Genomic DNA, 12,673 nt, shown 5'->3' with positions numbered 1-12,673 from the left:
TCAGTTCTACTTGTTTTTCGGCAAACTACTCTTTTACCGCTACAACTTCCAGAGAAGGATGGCCGGGTCTACTCAACGATTTTCAACTGTGGCTCTAGGGTCGCGTCGTCGGACAGCGTGACCTGATAGGGATCATCAGCCCTCAGCATCATGTCGACAGCGCGGCGCAGCAATTGCCGACGTCCGCGTCTGGAGTAGTAGCCGCCCGGAACCTGACTGGTTTCCAGCAGAAAGCGCCGATAGAGTTGGTAAGCTTCGATATCGCGCTTTTCTGGGTTGGCGAAGAAACGACTAACCTCCTGTTGCGACACAAGTTCCGGCTTGTCATAGACCGCACGACCAAAAATCCGCAGGGGGATGCCACGCCACAACACCTGCTGCCCGGCGGTCGAGTTAATGGTCACGGCCGAGTTGGCGTCGTCCAGCAGTTTCGCCAATTTGCCGCCGGGGACGTAATGCACCCGGCCCTTGATCCCGAAACTGATCGCAAGAGTCCGAACACGTCGGCGGAGGGGTTCACGGTGGTTCTCAAGCGGATGCTCCTTGATGACCAGATGATGATGTGCAGGGGCGCCTTTGGCGAAGCCCTCCATCATTTGTTCTAAAAAAGCGCACATTCCCGAATAGTCTGAATGGGACTGGACCGAGCTGTCATGCCCTAGTTGCAACAGTACAAGGTGATAAGGAAAGGCCCCGCTTCGTACCCGCGCTGTGGCCAGACTTCGTTGCAGCCGGTGGAAGGGCATCAGCATAAGGCGCTTAAAATAAAGGCGAAACTCTTTCGAGACTGGCAGCGCACGGTGCGGTTTGAAATTTCGATAGCGCCCGTTCAGAAACAGCACGAACCAGTGGTATAGCGCGCCATAGAAGATGTGTTGTCGCATGTCGCCCCAATGGGACGGCGGCGGTGGGGATTGCGCGCCCGAATGCGACAGGGCCTGCGCCACTTGATCCAGATCCAGAGACATCAATCGCGAGTTGCCGTTTGAGCCGCCACGCTCATAGGTGACCCACCATGGTCGCAGGTAGCCTTCCTCGAACACATGCACAGTTATGCCTCGTGTTTTGGCGATCCTGACGGCGTTGGCGTGAATCGGGCGGGTGTCACCGTATAGAACGATGTCTGTCACTTGTTTCTCGGCGATCAGCGCCTGCAGCACCTCGGGCCAGTGTTCTGGCGCGTCGCGATAGGAGATGTAACTTTTCCTGTCGAACCAGAAAGCCTGATCGCCCGCGTTGAAGCCGACACGCCATGTCTGCGCCCCCGAGGCCCGCAACATCCGGCCCAACGCGTTGAAAAACGGGCCATGCGGGCCTTGCAGGAACAGAAAGACCCGAGGGTCAGCGTTTGGGTCTGGGTGGTGCATCTGCGCGATCTAGCCAATATTCTTGTCGAAACTATGCCCGCCCGAGGATTTCTCGGCAAGGTTGGGCTTGCCGGGCGGCGCGGATCAGCTTACCTCGGCCCTGATAGTCTGAGACAGGGTAGAACGCGAGGGTTGACGGAATGTTTACAGGGATCGTGACCGATATCGGAACAGTGACCGAGCTGGACCAACAAGGCGACCTGCGTGCGCGCATCCAGACGGGCTATGACACGGCCTCGATTGATATTGGCGCATCCATTGCAAGCGATGGTGTTTGTCTGACCGTGATTGCGCTGGGCGATGACTGGTACGATGTTCAGATCAGCGCCGAGACCGTCTCGAAAACCAACCTGAACAGCTGGGTGCTGGGCAAGCGCGTCAACCTAGAGCGTGCGCTGAAAGTTGGCGACGAACTGGGCGGTCACATCGTGTCGGGCCATGTGGATGGAGTCGCCGAAGTTGTCGATCTGCGCGACGAAGGCGACAGCACCCGCGTTACCTTGCGCGCGCCCAAGGACTTGGCGCGTTTTATTGCACCCAAAGGATCGGTTGCGTTGAATGGGACGTCTCTGACCGTGAATGATGTAGAGGGCTGCGATTTCGGCATCAACTTCATCCCTCACACCAAAGAGGTCACCACTTGGGGTGATGTCGCCGTGGGCGATCGGGTGAATCTGGAAATCGACACTCTCGCCCGCTACGTCGCCCGCCTGGCCGAGACCGTCTGAGCGTTAGAATACGTCGCGTCTGAGCGCGCTCAGGCCGTTTGTGCTCTGGCTTTTGGATGCGGGGTGGTCTATCCCGCCTTGCAGAAATGCTCTTGTGAAAGGCTGCCCCATGAGCTTTGAAACCCCCGGCCCGGTCGAGGCCCAGCTGCGCGATGCGATCAGCCCGATTGAGGACATCATCGAAGAGGCCCGCGCGGGCCGGATGTATATCCTCGTCGATCATGAAGATCGCGAAAACGAAGGCGATCTGGTCATTGCCGCAGAATTCGCTGATGCCGAGGCGATCAATTTCATGGCTACCCATGGGCGCGGCTTGATCTGCCTGCCGATGACGGCTGAACGGGTCGATGCGCTGGCGCTTCCGATGATGGCGGTGAACAACTCATCCCGCCACGAAACGGCGTTTACGGTTTCTATCGAAGCGCGTGAGGGCGTGTCGACCGGTATTTCCGCCGCAGATCGCGCGCTGACCGTTGCAACTGCGATCAATGAACAGAACACGATGGCCCATATCGCAACACCGGGGCACATCTTCCCCTTGCGCGCCAAGCGGGGTGGGGTGCTGGTCCGCGCAGGCCACACCGAGGCTGCCGTGGATATCTCACGCCTGGCCGGGTTGAACCCCTCAGGCGTGATCTGTGAGATCATGAAACCCGACGGCACCATGGCCCGTCTGCCCGATCTGGTCGAGTTCGCCAAAACCCATGACATGAAGATCGGTACGATCAGCGACCTGATCACCTATCGCTCGCGCAATGATAACCTCGTGGTCGAAACCTCGCGCGAGATGGTCTCGTCGGAATACGGTGGCGAATGGGAAATGCGCCTGTTCACCGATCAGCTTCACGGCATCGAACATGTCGTCATGATCAAAGGCGACATCACCACACCCGAGCCTGTCCTGACCCGCACCCACGCGCTGCACGAAGCGCCGGATATCTTGGGCCTCGGTCCGAAGTCCTCTCGCGAATTGCCACGCGCAATGGAGAAGATCGCGGAAGAGGGCCGGGGGGTTGTCTGTCTGTTCCGCCAGCCGCGCAACTCTCTCTATGCAGCCGAAGACGAAGGCCCGCGGACCATCAAGCAAACCGGTCTGGGATCTCAGATCCTGTCCAAACTGGGCATTCAAGAGCTGGTCCTGCTGACCGACTCGCCCGAAACCGTATATCTGGGGCTGGACGCATTTGGGCTGTCCATCGTTGGCACCCGCCCGATCCTGAAGGAAGACTGATCATGGCTGAACAAGACAAACATGGCATTCTGCCGACACCCAGCTTCGATAAACCGGTGAAACTGCTGATCGTGGCGGCGCCTTTCTACCGCGCGATTGCCGACAACCTGATTGCAGGTGCGAAGGCCGAGATCGAAGCAGCTGGCGGCGACAGCGAAGTCGTCGAAGTTCCCGGCGCGTTGGAGATTCCGACCGCCATCGCTATGGCCGACCGTCAGTGCGACTTCGACGGCTATGTTGCGCTGGGCTGTGTCATTCGCGGCGAGACCACGCATTATGAAACCGTCTGCAACGACTCCAGTCGTGCGATTCAATTGATGGGCCTGCAGGGGCTTTGCATCGGCAACGGCATCCTGACCGTCGAGAATGACGATCAGGCCGAAGTCCGCGCAAATCCCGAAAAGATGAATAAAGGTGGCGGAGCGGCCGCTGCGGCCTTGCATCTGATCGCACTCAGCCGTAAGTGGGGCTCTTCCAAAAAGGGCGTGGGTTTCAAGCCGCCGTCCGAGTCCATCCTTGTGGCGGGCGACAGCAACGGATCCACGACAGCATGACCCAGACAGACGCGCCGAAACCGGCCAACCAGAAACGCCTAATGAAATCCGCCGCTCGGCTTTATGCCGTTCAGGCGCTGTTCCAGATGGAGCAATCGGGGCAGACGACCGAAGCGGTCGTAAATGAGTTTCTGGATCACCGGTTCGGCGCCGTCTACGAAGGCGAAGAAATGCTGGACGGCGACATCAGCGTCTTCCGTTCGCTGGTCGACAATGCGGTGAACTATCAGGCACCGATCGACCAGATGACAGACCGCGCTCTGGTCGCCAAATGGCCGATCTCACGCATCGACCCAACCTTGCGCGCGTTGTTCCGTGCCGCCGGGGCCGAGCTGACCCAAAGCGACACGCCGCCCAAAGTGGTCATCACCGAGTTCGTCGACGTCGCGCGTGCCTTCTTCCCCGAAGGCAAAGAGCCGAAATTCGTCAACGCCGTGCTGGATCACATGGCCCGTGAGGCCCAGTCCGAGGCATTCTGACGCCTTTACTCGAGCCAAACATGCGCTAACCTGAATGTCATAGCGCAATGAGGTTCGCCATGCCCAAACTGATCCGCCTGTATATCACGCAAGTCGCCTGGGGTTTCGTTATCTCGGCCGTGTTTGTCGGGGTGCTTCTGGCATTTAATGTGGCAAACCTTCGGCATTTGATCATCAGCTCGGAAATCGGTCTGGTCGCGCTTGCGATGATCTGGTTCATGAACGGGATCGTGTTTGCCGGTGTCCAGTTCGGTTACAAGATCATGAGCATGGCAGAAAAACCCGGAGGCCCACGTCGCGGCTCGCCCGTGGTCGACAGCTTCAAGCCGGCATTGGCCAAGCAGGAAGCCCGCGCAGAGCGCTGATTTTCAGGGGAAATGTGGCGGGACCACCAGTCAACCGTGCGGTGTGATTCCCGAGGACCTGTATGTACAGGTGGGCGCCAGGTAATCAGGCCAGGACCTGAACAGAGCCAGCCCCCTCGGAATTGCTTAAGGCCACCAGAATGCTACCAGTCACAAGAAGGGCAGAACCCGCCAAGCGCCTACGTAGGGCGTCCGGCGGGTTTACACAAGGGGTCAGGCATCAACAGTTTCGTGCAGCGCTGTACGCATCTTGCCGAAATGCTCATCCCAGCCATTGTCGAGCGCAAGAATCAGGTCAAACGCATCCGCGCCCTGAGGCAGGCCTTCATGTTGAAGGCTGAGCTTCGTACCGCCTGCGACGGGGGTCAACGTCCATTTGACTAGACTGACCGCGTCTCCCATTGGTTTCACAGTGAATGTGTACTCAAGATATTCAGGGGCACGTGCTTCCCGTACCTCGCCCCAGATCAGCAGGTCGCCGCTGTTGGTTCCGAACATTTGCAGTTTGCTTCCCTTGGTCAGCGTGCGTTCCGGCTTGTGAAACCACTCTGCCAACCGTTCGGGCTCAGTCAGATAGGCCCAGACGGCATCTGGATCGGCCCGTAGAAAAATCGTTTTTTGCAATACGGCATTCGTCATTCTTTTTTCCTTTCAATAGCTTCCTTAAGAGAGTTGAGGCGTTCATCCCAGAACTGGTCAAAGTAGCTGAGCCAATCCAAGATCGGGGCCATGCCCTGAGGTTCAATGCGGTTGATGCGTTCTCTGCCGCGTGCTTCCACCGTAATAAGCCCGCCATCAGACAAGACCGTCAGGTGCTTTTTGACGGCAGCCCTCGTCATGTCGAACCGGTTCGTCAGCTGCCCGATCGTCATGTCCTGCGAGGCAAGCAGTTTGATGATGTCCCGACGGGTTGGGTCTGCCAGCGCACGGAACGCGTTTTGGGTTAGGGTCTGCATTCGTCTCCTCGGTAAAGATACCATTTGGTATCATATTATTGAGATACCAAATGGTATCATGTCAAGTGTTGAGCGAAGACTTTACTTTTGTTCACTAATTGTTCACATTCTCAGCATGACACTGGATTTACAGCCTGGACAGAAACTTGCGCGCGGCGTTGCGCGCCATCTCACCGCCCACGGTTTTGTTTCCGTTGAAGAATTTATGCCGGCGCGCGGGCTGCGCGTTGATGTGATGGGGCTAGGTCCAAAGGGCGAGCTTTGGGTGATCGAGTGCAAATCCAGCCGTGCCGACTATCAGTCAGATTCGAAGTGGCAAGGCTATCTGGAGTGGTGTGACCGATTCTTTTGGGCTGTCGATACCGAGTTCCCAACGGACCTTTTGCCTCAGGAAACCGGTCTGATCATCGCGGATGCTTATGATGCCGAGATCATTCGCATGGCACCCGAGGACAAGCTGCCTCCGGCCCGGCGTAAAAAGATGATCCAGAAATTCGCCACAGATGCTGCACGTCGATTGCAGGCGTTGCGCGACCCGCGGCTGTAACGCAGATCAGCCTTTGACGGCTAGGGCAGCTTGTGCGGCGGCACGCAGCTCATCTGCGATCTCTTCGGCTTCCTCGGGATCGAAATCCATCGGAATCTCAAGGCCGTCGGCCTCGATAAACAGACGTACCATACCCTGATCGGTAGGGCCGATCTGAAGGTTGGCCTGAATGTCGCGTTCGGTGTTGATACCCATACTCGCCTCCGGGGACTGAGCGTTCCTGCTAGCGCGCACGGGGTTGAGAATCAACCCGCCTTTGCGCTCTGATACGGTATGGAGAATGTAAGGATCAGACCCTTTCAGCCCCAGGATGCGCCTTGGTTGGTCGAGCGCCATGGAACCCTCTATGCTCGCGATGAGGGGTTTGATGACAGCTTCGCCCCGCTGGTCGCGCGCATTCTGGATGGTTTTATTGCCGATCATGACCCAGCGTGTGAGAAGGGCTGGATCGCCGAGGCAGAAGGCCAAAGACTGGGGAGTATCTTTTGCGTCAAACTGGACACGCAGACCGCAAAACTGCGCCTTTTTCTTCTTGTGCCCGAGGCGCGCGGTCTGGGGGTGGGAAAGCGGCTTCTGAGTACCTGTATGGGCTTTGCCAAGGCAGCGGGATACCATCAAATGCAGCTATGGACGCATGAAAGCCACAAGGCCGCCTGCGCCTTATACCGGTCCACCGGATGGCAGCTGGTGGACAGCAAGCCGGTGCATTCTTTCGGTGTCGACCTTGTCGAACAAAGCTGGAAAATTAGGCTTTAATCCTCTTGCATTCCCGTGGCGTGTTCGGTACATCGCCCCTCACAAGTGCCGCCTTAGCTCAGTTGGTTAGAGCGCTGGATTGTGGATCCAGAGGTCCCCTGTTCAAGCCAGGGAGGCGGTACCATTTCACTCAATCTAACTAAGTTTCGAACAGAAAAACCGCGCTGTAAGCGCGGCGAAGTGCGTTTGGTTTTGATGTTCAGGCGCGCTGGAGATCAGCGCGCCAGGTTCAGCCGCAACTTCATCTTGCTTTTCCGAGCGGCGGGCAGGTGCCTGTTCAGTCGCTTGTTGACCAGTCCAAAGCCCCAGATGATGACCAGCGTCAGCAGGATGAAATAGAAGGCCAGAATCGGATAGGGGATGAAGGGGTTGAAGGTTTTGTCTGCGAAATAGCTGGCGTAATACAGCGCGTCTCCGCGCTGTTGCCAAGCCGGAAAGGCCGAGAAAAAGACCAGCGTTGTCGCGTGGAATAGAAAGATCGCCTCGTTAGTGTAGGCGGGCCAAGCCAGTCGCAGCATGGTCGGCCAGACAATCCGGCGGAAGCGGGCCCAGCCGGTCATGCCATAGGCGTCTGCGGCCTCGATATCGCCCTTGGGGATCGAGCGCAGTGCGCCATAGAAGATCTCACCCGTATAAGCAGCTGTGTTGAGGAACAGCACGATCAATGCCCCCAACCAGGCCGACGTCAGGGCGTCGAACATCGGATAGGGCTTTTTCAGCGACAGGAAGAAGAAGTAGGCAAAGAAGAACTGGATGAACAGCGGAGATCCTCTGAACAGAAAGATGAACCATTCCGAAGGTTTGCGCAGCCATTTGTTCGGAGATGCCTTGCCGACAGCCAGCGCTGTGGCCAGGAAAAAGCCAGTTGCCAGCGCCATGATGCCGAAATAGACATTCCAGATCATGCCCGAGCCGATAAGCGTGAACTGTTCGCACAGGGTGAAGTCTGATTTGGGTAACAGGCGTTCGCCAAGGCCGACAGAGCGCAGGGCGTAATCCTGAATCGTCTGGATGCAGCTCATGCCGTCGTCTCCTTGCGCAACAGCTCTCCACCGGATGTAGCCTGACCGTGGGACAGGCGCCGCATCAGCTTTTCAAGCACGATTTCCGAGACGCGGGTCATGCCCAGGTAGAAGATCAGCAGGAAGAGGAAATACCACATGCGCCAGTCGCCATGGGGGTAGTCGGTGAAGCGTGACGTCTTGGTGCCACCCAACTCACGCGCCCAATAGACGATGTCTTCGATACCCAACAGGAACAGAAGCGGGGTAGCCTTGATCAGGACCATCCACAGGTTGGACAGGCCGGGCAGAGCGTAGACCCACATCTGCGGTACAAGAATGCGCCAGAATGTTTGGCGGCGGGTCATGCCATAGGCCTCGGCCGTTTCAAGCTGAGCATGTGGCACGGCGCGCATACCGCCGAACAGAACGTTGGCCGCAAACGCGCCAAAAACGATGGAAAAGGTGACAACGGCCAGGAAGAACCCATAGGTCTCGTGAACCCATTCCGGGGCGCTTCCCAAGGGCAGTTTGGCGGCCTGACAGACGATGAAGTCATTGCCTTGACGGACCGGATCTGTCCATTCGGGACACATGACCTGGTGGCGTGTCCACTCAAAGGCCTGATCCAGGGCGATGACAAAAAACAAGAAAAACGCGATGTCCGGGACGCCGCGCACGATGGCGATGTACCCTTTGCCCAGCCAACTGAGCGGCGCGACATGTGACCTGGCTGCCATCGCGCCCGCAAAGCCAAAGCTCAGCGCGACCGGGGCGGTCACGGCAAGCAAGCCAAGCACCTTTAGAAAGGACAGGTAGAACGACCAATGCACGCCGTTGGTCAAATAGCACGAAAACCAGCGGAACGTGCCCAGCGTGTCGGGATCAGCGCAATAGGAAAACATGTGGCGTCTTTCGAACGTCAATTCCGGCGCGAGGCCGGGGCAGGTTCGGCGCATTCAATACGCCGAACCTTTTCGTGCAGATCAGTTGGAAACGACAGAGCCGTCGGCGTTGTAGGTCGGAACGCCTTCGCCGAACCATTTGACGATAAGCTCGTTCAGCGAACCATCCGCTTTCATCGAGGTGATTGCTTCGTCGAACTTGCCGCGCAATTCGCCGTCGGATTCACGGATGCCCAGGCCGATACCGCCGCCCAGCGGGACGTCATCGCCTACGAAGACCAGCTCACCGCCCGATTCTTCGACGATCGGCACAAGGAAGTCTTTGTCGGCGAACACGGCGTCTGCTTCGCCGTTGCGTACGGCTGCGATGGTTTCTTCGGGGGTCGCGAACTCGACCAGAGTCGCGCCGGATTCAGCTACGTGACCAGCTTGAATGGTTGCAGTCTGTGCAGCAACGATGCCGCCGCCTACGTCAACTCCGTCCGATGCGCCAACATAGGCCGACGCCGCAGGAGGGAAGTAGTTTTGCGTGAAATCGATAACTTCATCACGCTCGTCGGTGATCGACATGCCTGCGATGATGGTGTCGTAGTTACCCGAGACCAGGTTCGGAATGATCGAGTCCCAGTCGTTCTTAACCCACTCGCATTCCAGGTTTGCGCGCTTGCACAGCTCGTCGCCCACTTCACGCTCGAACCCGTCGATTTCGCCGGCATCATTGATGAAGTTGTACGGAGGGTAGGCGCCCTCGGTGCCCATGCGGACGGTGTCGGCCATTGCGATGCCGGCGGTCAGCGCCAGTGCCGCGGTGGACAGAATCAGGTTTTTCATTGGTTACTCCCCAGTTTGGTTCTGTTTCTGAAACTTATGCCGCCTGAGTGGCGGAAAGAAAGCCCCGAAGCCGTTCGGATTCAGGCGCGGTAAAGATATCCTCGGCGCTGCCTTCCTCTTCGATCCGGCCCTGATGCAGGAACACCACGTGGCTTGAGATATCGGCGGCCATCTTCATGTCATGGGTTACGATGATCATCGTCCGACCCTCAGCGGCAAGATCCTTGATCACTTTGATCACTTCCTGCTCCAGTTCGGGGTCGAGCGCCGAGGTGGGTTCGTCGAACAGCAGGGCTTCGGGTTCCATGCACAGACCGCGTGCGATGGCAGCGCGTTGTTGCTGACCACCGGACAGTTGCGCAGGGTAGACATCGCATTTGTCGCCGATGCCAACTTTTTCCAGATATTTTCGCGCGCTGTCTTCCACTTCGGCCTTGTCACGGCCCAAAACGGTCACCGGGGCCTCCATGACATTTTGCAAAATGGTCATATGTGCCCACAAATTGAATTGCTGGAACACCATGGACAGATTGGTACGAATGCGCAGAACCTGTTTGGGATCGGCAGGTCGGCGGGCGCTGCCCGAGCCGCTCCATTTGACGGGTTCGCCCTTGAACGTGATTTCCCCCTGCTGGCTGTCTTCCAGAAGGTTGCAGCACCGAAGCAAAGTGGATTTCCCCGAGCCGGAGGACCCGATAAGCGAGACCACATCGCCGCGTTTCGCGGTGATATCCACGCCCTTGAGCACCTCGAGATTACCGAAGCTTTTGTGAAGGTCCTTGATCTCGATTACGGCAGAGGCGTCTGTCACGGAAGCTCCAGTCATGAGTGGTGTTGGTGCGGTAATAGGGCGGAAAATCCGGCGCAATGCAATGCGCAAAACACAGATTCGAGCGGGGAATCAATCAAAATGACCAAAGGTCGTGATCAAATTGGTTAGCTGCTGCGCAACTGTGCTTCGGGCGAAGGCGCAGTTGGAATAGCGAGATACGCGCTTGCGGGTATTTTGATCAACCCACGGATGCGCAGATTGTCTCGATCTTCATCCGTCAGATCATCAATAGCAGCCTGAACCGCGTGTGCGATCCGAGGCGCATCCTGCGTTTTCGACGTGATATAGGGCAGCCCTGGGGTCGGTTCCGTTTCGGCAACGTCGCGCAATGCGTCTCCCAGATCGGTATGCTCCTTAAGAAGCTCCCAGTTCAGCGCGTCGAGCGCGGCGAAATCGCTCATGCCCTCGGCCACGGATTGGGCCGAATTGGCATGCGCTCCGGTCTGCTGCAGGTGCTTCGGTGCAAGCCCCATCTGGGACAAATGCGTGATCGGAGCGGACCAGCCGGATTGAGACAGCGCTTCGTTATAGACAAAGACCCCGTCCGTCAGCTCCGCCAGACTGCGCGGATCATCGGCGCGGGCGACAAAGACAGATCTGTAGTAACCCTCTGGACAGCCGGGCAGACCATAGTCCGGCGTGCCGATCAGTTGCACCGCGTCATGAAGCTGCGTTCGGTAGGGCATACCGCAGGTTTGGGCAAAGATCAGATTGGGATCGCGCCAGATTTCCCAGAAATCGCGGGACCGCTCCAGACTGGCGGGACCGAACCCCAAATGCGTCCTGATCAGATCCCAGAAGCGATCGTTGGAGGCGCACAGGGCGGGCATGTCATACATGCCCAGCATCGCTGTCACGCTTTGGCTGCCTTCTGACGGGCGAGGGCTGAATCCACATCGCTGACACCCAATAGGCTGACCACAAGGCGTAGCAGCGAATCCTCTTCGCCAGTCCTTTGCCCATCTGCGAGGGCGACCGACCACATGGCCTGCACAACGGCCAAGCGATCATCGTAGGCGACGGCCTCTTTGATGGCGCGGGTGAAGCGGACGGTATCGGGGGCCTCGGCCTCAAGGTCTTCGGCGCGGGCGCGCAGGCCTGCGGCCTCAAAAGGCGAGAGGCCATAGCGTTCGACCGAGACCTTGTCGATTCGGGCCATCTCCGAGTCGGCGTAGTCATTGTCGGACCGGGCGATGCGCACCAAAAGCGCCGTCAGCGCAAGACGGGCATCGTCTTCGGCCAGAGGGTCGGGGTCAGGCTGTGTCAGCCGGGACAGAAAATCACGAAACATGAGACAGATATAGAGACAGGTTAGTGAGCTTCCAAGCGGCTTTGCACGCGTTCACGGGCGGATTTGCTGTCGTTGAAGCTGAGTCCCATCGCCATGCGGGCCTCTTCAACGATCTTGATCTCACCCTCATCCGTGTCACCATCGGCCAACACAACCTCCCACAGCGCGTCCAGCGCGGCGAGGCGTTCGTTCAGGTCGGTGGTTTCGCGGATCAGCTTGCCGAACGTGTCGGTGTCCGGTGCTGCTGCGTGCAGTTTCTCGCAGGTGGCGCGGACCTTTGCAGCCTCAATCGCGTTGTGCTGATAGAGGCGGGCCAGAATGCGATCAATCAGGCTGATCTCTTCCAGTTTGTAATCCCGGTCCGCTTTCGCAACACGCACCATCAATGCACCCAGCGCCAGTTCGGCGTCGGGATCGGGCAGGTGTTCTGTCTGTGGCGGTCGAAACGCTTGGAAGAATTTTTTCAACATGAGGCCAATCTAATCCATATTTTGTGGCGCGCCAAGTTGAGACTACCCGTCATAGCCCTCAATGATCACAAGATCGCCGAGCGAGACAGGATCGCGCAGCGCTTTGGCCTTTTGGTAGCCATCGCTTTCGTAACAGGCGAGGGCCTGTTCGTAGCTGGGAAACTCGATCACAACCGTTCTTGCCCGTGCGGCACCCTCTCTGACCTCGCGCGAGCCGCCGCGCACCAGAAAGCGCGCGCCATAGGCGGAGAAAGGTTCTGCGTTCGCTGCGATGTAGTTTTTGTATGTCTCCATATCGTCGACATCGACGTGGGCCACCCAGTAGCCTTTGCTCATGGAACTCTCCCGTTTTGGTTTAGG

At 57.9% G+C, this 12,673-nt stretch carries 19 protein-coding genes and 1 tRNA gene; 8 read left to right on the top strand and 12 right to left on the bottom strand.

The annotated features are described in order from the left end of the window. Positions 1-68 precede the first annotated feature (68 nt). Positions 69-1,367: a capsule biosynthesis protein gene (locus ACR0NO_RS05645; RefSeq protein WP_480723255.1), complete on the bottom strand. Its 1,299-nt coding sequence runs from the start codon at positions 1,365-1,367 to the stop codon at positions 69-71. Between the two features lie 140 nt (positions 1,368-1,507). Between ACR0NO_RS05645 and ACR0NO_RS05640 the strand changes: the two genes are divergently transcribed. The 5 genes from ACR0NO_RS05640 to ACR0NO_RS05620 all read left to right on the top strand — a co-directional run bounded on the left by ACR0NO_RS05640 (position 1,508) and on the right by ACR0NO_RS05620 (position 4,724). Further along, the gene (locus ACR0NO_RS05640; protein WP_480723254.1) at positions 1,508-2,095 is read left to right on the top strand and encodes a riboflavin synthase; all 588 of its coding nucleotides are present in this window, start codon (positions 1,508-1,510) and stop codon (positions 2,093-2,095) included. Between the two features lie 109 nt (positions 2,096-2,204). Continuing rightward, positions 2,205-3,326 carry a 3,4-dihydroxy-2-butanone-4-phosphate synthase gene (ribB, locus tag ACR0NO_RS05635; RefSeq protein ID WP_170551665.1) on the top strand — a complete coding sequence of 374 codons (1,122 nt, stop codon included), beginning with the start codon at positions 2,205-2,207 and terminating at the stop codon, positions 3,324-3,326. A gap of 2 nt (positions 3,327-3,328) precedes the next feature. Beyond that, positions 3,329-3,880: a 6,7-dimethyl-8-ribityllumazine synthase gene (locus ACR0NO_RS05630; RefSeq protein ID WP_480723253.1), complete on the top strand. Its 552-nt coding sequence runs from the start codon at positions 3,329-3,331 to the stop codon at positions 3,878-3,880. Further along, positions 3,877-4,359, top strand: coding sequence for a transcription antitermination factor NusB (gene nusB, locus ACR0NO_RS05625; protein WP_480723252.1), 483 nt, complete (start codon positions 3,877-3,879; stop codon positions 4,357-4,359). Before ACR0NO_RS05630 ends, nusB begins: the two co-directional genes overlap by 4 nt. A 59-nt stretch (positions 4,360-4,418) precedes the next feature. Continuing rightward, the gene (locus tag ACR0NO_RS05620) at positions 4,419-4,724 is read left to right on the top strand and encodes a hypothetical protein (protein WP_480723251.1); all 306 of its coding nucleotides are present in this window, start codon (positions 4,419-4,421) and stop codon (positions 4,722-4,724) included. Positions 4,725-4,937: 213 nt separating this feature from the next. Here the strand turns inward: ACR0NO_RS05620 and ACR0NO_RS05615 are convergent, their stop codons facing one another. Continuing rightward, positions 4,938-5,363: an SRPBCC family protein gene (locus ACR0NO_RS05615; RefSeq protein WP_170551659.1), complete on the bottom strand. Its 426-nt coding sequence runs from the start codon at positions 5,361-5,363 to the stop codon at positions 4,938-4,940. Continuing rightward, positions 5,360-5,680, bottom strand: a complete 321-nt coding sequence (locus tag ACR0NO_RS05610) for an ArsR/SmtB family transcription factor (RefSeq protein ID WP_170376274.1) — start codon at positions 5,678-5,680, stop codon at positions 5,360-5,362. The genes ACR0NO_RS05615 and ACR0NO_RS05610 overlap by 4 nt, the downstream gene beginning before the upstream one ends. Positions 5,681-5,795: 115 nt before the next feature. Here ACR0NO_RS05610 and ACR0NO_RS05605 point away from each other — a divergent pair, with 115 nt between their 5' ends. Continuing rightward, a complete protein-coding gene (locus ACR0NO_RS05605; RefSeq protein WP_480723250.1) occupies positions 5,796-6,227 on the top strand; it encodes an MmcB family DNA repair protein in 432 nt (143 codons plus the stop codon). Between the two features lie 6 nt (positions 6,228-6,233). Here the strand turns inward: ACR0NO_RS05605 and ACR0NO_RS05600 are convergent, their stop codons facing one another. After that, positions 6,234-6,422, bottom strand: a complete 189-nt coding sequence (locus ACR0NO_RS05600; protein ID WP_170376278.1) for a DUF6324 family protein — start codon at positions 6,420-6,422, stop codon at positions 6,234-6,236. A gap of 78 nt (positions 6,423-6,500) precedes the next feature. Between ACR0NO_RS05600 and ACR0NO_RS05595 the strand changes: the two genes are divergently transcribed. Both ACR0NO_RS05595 and ACR0NO_RS05590 read left to right on the top strand, forming a co-directional pair. After that, on the top strand, positions 6,501-6,983 hold the full coding sequence (locus ACR0NO_RS05595) for a GNAT family N-acetyltransferase (RefSeq protein ID WP_170689851.1): 483 nt from the start codon (positions 6,501-6,503) through the stop codon (positions 6,981-6,983). A gap of 47 nt (positions 6,984-7,030) precedes the next feature. After that, positions 7,031-7,107: transfer RNA gene (locus ACR0NO_RS05590), tRNA-His, on the top strand. Between the two features lie 91 nt (positions 7,108-7,198). Here ACR0NO_RS05590 and ACR0NO_RS05585 read toward each other — a convergent pair. The 8 genes from ACR0NO_RS05585 to ACR0NO_RS05550 all read right to left on the bottom strand — a co-directional run bounded on the left by ACR0NO_RS05585 (position 7,199) and on the right by ACR0NO_RS05550 (position 12,649). Beyond that, positions 7,199-8,005: an ABC transporter permease gene (locus ACR0NO_RS05585; RefSeq protein WP_170470205.1), complete on the bottom strand. Its 807-nt coding sequence runs from the start codon at positions 8,003-8,005 to the stop codon at positions 7,199-7,201. Continuing rightward, positions 8,002-8,889, bottom strand: a complete 888-nt coding sequence (locus ACR0NO_RS05580; protein WP_170376284.1) for an ABC transporter permease — start codon at positions 8,887-8,889, stop codon at positions 8,002-8,004. The genes ACR0NO_RS05585 and ACR0NO_RS05580 overlap by 4 nt, the downstream gene beginning before the upstream one ends. An 81-nt stretch (positions 8,890-8,970) precedes the next feature. Next, the gene (locus ACR0NO_RS05575) at positions 8,971-9,720 is read right to left on the bottom strand and encodes a transporter substrate-binding domain-containing protein (protein WP_170376286.1); all 750 of its coding nucleotides are present in this window, start codon (positions 9,718-9,720) and stop codon (positions 8,971-8,973) included. Between the two features lie 34 nt (positions 9,721-9,754). Next, a complete protein-coding gene (locus ACR0NO_RS05570) occupies positions 9,755-10,546 on the bottom strand; it encodes an ABC transporter ATP-binding protein (protein WP_170376287.1) in 792 nt (263 codons plus the stop codon). 110 nt (positions 10,547-10,656) lie between these two features. After that, positions 10,657-11,400 (bottom strand): phosphate/phosphite/phosphonate ABC transporter substrate-binding protein, encoded by a 744-nt coding sequence (locus ACR0NO_RS05565; RefSeq protein WP_480723379.1) that lies wholly within the window; start codon positions 11,398-11,400, stop codon positions 10,657-10,659. 5 nt (positions 11,401-11,405) lie between these two features. Continuing rightward, on the bottom strand, positions 11,406-11,843 hold the full coding sequence (locus ACR0NO_RS05560) for a tellurite resistance TerB family protein (RefSeq protein WP_170487737.1): 438 nt from the start codon (positions 11,841-11,843) through the stop codon (positions 11,406-11,408). A gap of 20 nt (positions 11,844-11,863) precedes the next feature. Next, entirely contained in the window at positions 11,864-12,313 is a 450-nt protein-coding gene (locus ACR0NO_RS05555) for a tellurite resistance TerB family protein (RefSeq protein ID WP_480723249.1), read from the bottom strand. 42 nt (positions 12,314-12,355) lie between these two features. Next, a complete protein-coding gene (locus tag ACR0NO_RS05550) occupies positions 12,356-12,649 on the bottom strand; it encodes a DUF1330 domain-containing protein (RefSeq protein ID WP_480723248.1) in 294 nt (97 codons plus the stop codon). Between the last annotated feature and the right edge of the window lie 24 nt (positions 12,650-12,673).

The organism is Ruegeria sp. CL3, assembly GCF_056536505.1.
The sequence above is the reverse complement of the archived record's forward strand: the minus strand, read 5'-3'. Positions and strand labels throughout refer to the sequence as shown.

Bases quoted from the DNA above. Each gene is read 5' to 3' on its own strand.
- ACR0NO_RS05575 (WP_170376286.1), bottom strand. From the start codon at position 9,720: ATGAAAAACCTGATTCTGTCCACCGCGGCACTGGCGCTGACCGCCGGC.
- ACR0NO_RS05580 (WP_170376284.1), bottom strand. From the start codon at position 8,889: ATGTTTTCCTATTGCGCTGATCCCGACACGCTGGGCACGTTCCGCTGG.
- ACR0NO_RS05560 (WP_170487737.1), bottom strand. From the start codon at position 11,843: ATGTTTCGTGATTTTCTGTCCCGGCTGACACAGCCTGACCCCGACCCT.
- ACR0NO_RS05570 (WP_170376287.1), bottom strand. From the start codon at position 10,546: ATGACTGGAGCTTCCGTGACAGACGCCTCTGCCGTAATCGAGATCAAG.
- ACR0NO_RS05585 (WP_170470205.1), bottom strand. From the start codon at position 8,005: ATGAGCTGCATCCAGACGATTCAGGATTACGCCCTGCGCTCTGTCGGC.
- ACR0NO_RS05595 (WP_170689851.1), top strand. From the start codon at position 6,501: ATGGAGAATGTAAGGATCAGACCCTTTCAGCCCCAGGATGCGCCTTGG.
- ribB (WP_170551665.1), top strand. From the start codon at position 2,205: ATGAGCTTTGAAACCCCCGGCCCGGTCGAGGCCCAGCTGCGCGATGCG.
- ACR0NO_RS05565 (WP_480723379.1), bottom strand. From the start codon at position 11,400: ATGCTGGGCATGTATGACATGCCCGCCCTGTGCGCCTCCAACGATCGC.
- ACR0NO_RS05640 (WP_480723254.1), top strand. From the start codon at position 1,508: ATGTTTACAGGGATCGTGACCGATATCGGAACAGTGACCGAGCTGGAC.
- ACR0NO_RS05555 (WP_480723249.1), bottom strand. From the start codon at position 12,313: ATGTTGAAAAAATTCTTCCAAGCGTTTCGACCGCCACAGACAGAACAC.
- nusB (WP_480723252.1), top strand. From the start codon at position 3,877: ATGACCCAGACAGACGCGCCGAAACCGGCCAACCAGAAACGCCTAATG.
- ACR0NO_RS05645 (WP_480723255.1), bottom strand. From the start codon at position 1,367: ATGCACCACCCAGACCCAAACGCTGACCCTCGGGTCTTTCTGTTCCTG.
- ACR0NO_RS05615 (WP_170551659.1), bottom strand. From the start codon at position 5,363: ATGACGAATGCCGTATTGCAAAAAACGATTTTTCTACGGGCCGATCCA.
- ACR0NO_RS05620 (WP_480723251.1), top strand. From the start codon at position 4,419: ATGCCCAAACTGATCCGCCTGTATATCACGCAAGTCGCCTGGGGTTTC.
- ACR0NO_RS05550 (WP_480723248.1), bottom strand. From the start codon at position 12,649: ATGAGCAAAGGCTACTGGGTGGCCCACGTCGATGTCGACGATATGGAG.
- ACR0NO_RS05610 (WP_170376274.1), bottom strand. From the start codon at position 5,680: ATGCAGACCCTAACCCAAAACGCGTTCCGTGCGCTGGCAGACCCAACC.
- ACR0NO_RS05605 (WP_480723250.1), top strand. From the start codon at position 5,796: ATGACACTGGATTTACAGCCTGGACAGAAACTTGCGCGCGGCGTTGCG.
- ACR0NO_RS05600 (WP_170376278.1), bottom strand. From the start codon at position 6,422: ATGGGTATCAACACCGAACGCGACATTCAGGCCAACCTTCAGATCGGC.
- ACR0NO_RS05630 (WP_480723253.1), top strand. From the start codon at position 3,329: ATGGCTGAACAAGACAAACATGGCATTCTGCCGACACCCAGCTTCGAT.